The organism is Bartonella gabonensis (assembly GCF_903679515.1).
Taxonomy (GTDB): domain Bacteria; phylum Pseudomonadota; class Alphaproteobacteria; order Rhizobiales; family Rhizobiaceae; genus Bartonella; species Bartonella gabonensis.
In genome coordinates, this window is the sequence record NZ_CAHOYM010000080.1 from 1 (window position 1) to 2,414 (window position 2,414).

1 protein-coding gene and 1 tRNA gene are annotated in these 2,414 nt (G+C 31.2%); one reads left to right on the top strand and one right to left on the bottom strand.

Annotated elements, in window-relative coordinates:
* Positions 1-969: 969 nt before the first annotated feature.
* A complete protein-coding gene (locus HWX04_RS08015; RefSeq protein WP_175869599.1) occupies positions 970-1,134 on the bottom strand; it encodes a SlyX family protein in 165 nt (54 codons plus the stop codon).
* A 435-nt stretch (positions 1,135-1,569) separates the two neighbouring features.
* Here HWX04_RS08015 and HWX04_RS08020 point away from each other — a divergent pair.
* Positions 1,570-1,645: transfer RNA gene (locus tag HWX04_RS08020), tRNA-Thr, on the top strand.
* Positions 1,646-2,414 lie beyond the last annotated feature (769 nt).

Genomic DNA, 2,414 nt, shown 5'->3' on the forward strand with positions numbered 1-2,414 from the left:
ACCCTATCAACACGACTAAAAGTCATTTGATCATAAGAATGGGTTAAAACGTTTTATTATAATAAATATATATGCTCAATCACCATTTCTAACCGATAACATCATTTCATTTGCATCAATTCAAAGAAATTAGCGAATAAATTTACCACCGCGATAGAAAACTCTATACAGAAAAAATTGAAATTCATTGAAGCTTCTAGATTTTTCTATGGTTACTATTTTATATTTTAAAAAAACTTTCTTAATTTTAGTATTAGAAATCACATATAAAAAATGTCTTCCAATATCAACACTCCTTATAAGACTTAAACTTCTTAAATTAATAAGGAAGTGTTTAAAACTTATAAAAAACTGTTCTCCATGCTAAAAACGCATCAAATAAAAACTAATCTGTAAATAATGCACAAATCTTAATAAAGAACTTTTCACACCTTTTTCCCATTGTGATATTCACCCTATCACATGGTAAAAGCAAGAGGCTATTACTAGAAAAATTTTTGAAAAAATCTCTTCATAGGGTCACGCTCCTCACATAAAATAGAACACCATTGGGTTGCATAGTCACGCGCTTATTTTAAAGGAACATCTCTCAATATGCTCCCAAACCTATTTTGTGACGTCGACCATGAATGAAAATCCATTCAGCATCTCCATTTTACGCTGGTAAGCTGGTAAAATAACAAACAAACACCCCTCCTAATACTTTGCAGCCCTAAAATGTTGCTACAGCCTTCGATACTTGAGATGATTCATAAGAGGTATTGTTAGCCCTTTCTTCATAGTTTTTATCCACACAGACTCATCCTGCTTATAGCGTGCAAAAGACATCGTTTTGACTTATTCAACACAAGAGAGATTTAAAATAAGATAATCTTATGGTATTCAAGGTTTTTATTCAAATTGAATAACGATAAACTATTATAAATCAGCATATTGCTTTATTGAGAAAATAACAGCCTAAGTAAAGCTTTACTCTTCTAAAACTGAAAATCGTCTCGTTAAAACATCGACTTTTTTAGATATCTCATCCAAACTTTTCCATTGATCAGTCACCACACGAGAAAGCTCCTCAATGAATTTTTCTTGGTAAGCTAGCTTCGTTTCTAGTTCTATCAGCCGATTTTCATCGGACATGATTCCGACTCCATGTTAAATACAAAACGTGATTAATTTTATTGCCCTCTCTTTTTCTTCCTATAAAATTGAAAAGTAACTTCAACTAATTTTATACATCATCTTATTTTCACATTTAAGATTTAGGATGAATTTTAGTTTTCTGAGCATTTATTCAATAAATTTCTCCCTTGTCTTAGAATCAAAAAATACCTTTACCAAGATATCTTAGCACCATTCCCTGCCTAAAGATCTAAGTTTACAGCTTCTTAATTTGAAATCGGAAAACATTTTATAGCCTTACAATCGCAGCTACCTCCATAACTTTTGTACAGTTCTCCTTCTTCAATTATTACCACAACTTATAAATTATTGAAAAAAATGCATACTTGCTTTTATACATACTTTTAGCTATTACTCTCAAATTAGTTTTGTCTCATTGACTTACAAACCTATGCCGCATTAGCTCAGTTGGTAGAGCACATCATTCGTAATGATGGGGTCGCTGGTTCGAATCCAGCATGCGGCACCAATTTATGTCTTTAATATATTGTAATATATAGACTTTTTTGTTTAATGAGCAGTTTTCAGTCCACCCTTTACAGTTTACACAATTTTACCTAATTTGTTATTATTTTTCCGGGTTTTTCTTTTGAGTGAAGGCTAGAATCTCTTTTTTCTCTACCTAACGACTCTGTCTTAACTTATATGACTCTAGAAATACCGCTTTGAAAACTCCAAGTACGGATCGTTATTGTGGATACACTAAAAAGCTATGCCCATTCATGGGGTGAGATATATCTATCACCATTATCAAATGAGGATCTCATTTTTATACTCCATAAATAGATGAAGATGCTGCGAGGAAAAAATTCCCACCCCAACTTCAAGAAGCTTTTATGAAAATCTTTTGTATCCCCTGTGTTATATACCTAAAAAGATTTCAAAAACTGGATTGATTTATTTAAAATGTTACTGGAAACGTAGGAAACACAACACCAAGACAAAATGATAGCATCGACCAAAACGCTTCACATAAAGAAGACGAAGGCGTTATTCATATGGGAAAATACATAACCAGGAAAACTGTTCAAATTTATTACAGTACAATATTCTTTAAAAACTTAGTAAATATCATTGATCTATAAATTGAATACGCTCCTCTAATATATGGTTTCATTTGGAAAGAGACCATAAAAGAGATAAAAATATCCATTATGTTCTCATGTAAATATATTCCATTTATAAAAAAATTTATGTAACAGTTTATTTCAAATCCTTCATGAAGGTATTTTTTTAAA